This is a genomic window from Ochrobactrum sp. SFR4 (assembly GCF_019730395.1).
Classification (GTDB): Bacteria; Pseudomonadota; Alphaproteobacteria; order Rhizobiales; family Rhizobiaceae; genus Pseudochrobactrum.
The window spans coordinates 1-380 of sequence record NZ_JAAPBB010000321.1 but is presented as its reverse complement, the minus strand read 5'-3'; the positions used below and the strand labels follow the sequence as shown (position 1 = coordinate 380).

Annotated in this window: 1 pseudogene; it reads left to right on the top strand. The window is 56.8% G+C overall.

Features of this window, described 5'->3' with window-relative positions:
• Positions 1-152: 152 nt before the first annotated feature.
• Positions 153-380: pseudogene (locus HBA93_RS19180) on the top strand (IS6 family transposase); the annotation flags it as partial.

Below are 380 nucleotides of genomic sequence, written 5' to 3'. Positions count from 1 at the left end.
ACTTCCGAGACACGACCTCAACAACCGCCGCCTTCTGGAGCCCATCAGCAACATATCGCCAGCCGAAGCCGAACAGCGCTACTACGCAAGGCTGGACGCCCCGGCTATGGCCGCATAACTTAAACCAAACGGCCTCCGGCAAACCCGGCGCGGTTCAGTTTCGTTTTCCGCGTGAAATTGTTGCCTACGCGGTCTGGACCTATCACCGGTTTGCGTTGAGCACGGCCGATGTGGAAGACCTGCTTGCTGAGCGCGGCGTCATTGTCAGCCGGGAAACCGTTCGCCTCTGGATTAATCGCTTTGGTCGTCATTTTGCGGACTGTATCCGCAGGAATCGATCAAAGCCAAACGACAAATGGCACATCGATGAGGTCGTCATC